At 61.9% G+C, this 775-nt stretch carries 1 protein-coding gene; it reads left to right on the plus strand.

Going from position 1 to position 775, the window contains the following annotated elements; all coding sequences use genetic code 11:
- A partial coding sequence (locus ACOVQ0_RS16990; protein ID WP_421887169.1) for an acyl-CoA dehydrogenase family protein occupies window positions 1-639 on the plus strand: 639 nt, incomplete at its 5' end.
- Between the last annotated feature and the right edge of the window lie 136 nt (window positions 640-775).

Genomic DNA, 775 nt, shown 5'->3' on the forward strand with positions numbered 1-775 from the left:
TTCTGCCTCGTCCGCACCGACAAGACGAACAAGTATCAGGGCATCAGCTTCCTGCTGTTCGATATGACGACGCCGGGCGTCTCGACAAAGCCGATCAAGCTGATCAGCGGCAATTCCCCTTTCTGCGAAACCTTCTTCGATAACGTGGTCGTGCCGAAAACCCAGATCGTTGGTGATCTGAACCGTGGCTGGGATGTGGCCAAGTATCTGCTAGGGCACGAACGCGAGATGATCTCCGGCGCAGGCGGCGGCGATCGGCTCAACGCCATCGGTGCAGTCGTGGCGCGTAATGGCCTCGAAGATCCGATCCTGCGTGCAGAACTGGCGCAGTTCGATGTCGATGCGCTGGCCTATGCCTGCATGGGCGAAAAGTTTCTTGATGAGGTGAAGGTCGGCAAGGCGCATCCTGCCCAGCCGAACATGATGAAATACGCCGGGACGGAACTGAACAAGCGCCGCCACGAACTGCTGATGTCGGCAGGCGGGGCCACCGCGCTCGAATGGGACAGCGAGCGCACCAGCGGCGGCACGCCGTCACGCTCATGGCTGCGCACCAAGGCCAACTCGATCGAGGGCGGCACCAGCGAGGTCATGCTCAACGTCATTGCCAAACGCATTCTCGACCTGCCGGGAGCGTAAGGATCAAGCCCTCTCCCCTTCAGGGGAGAGGGTTGGGAGAGGGGGCTGTCCTCCCACACGGAACATGGGTCGGCGTGAGAGACAGGGCCACGCCCCCCCCCACGCCCCACCAAGGGGGGGGGGGAGAAAAATACGC

Origin of the sequence: Novosphingobium sp. (assembly GCF_049240505.1) — a bacterium.
Lineage (GTDB): Bacteria > Pseudomonadota > Alphaproteobacteria > Sphingomonadales > Sphingomonadaceae > Novosphingobium.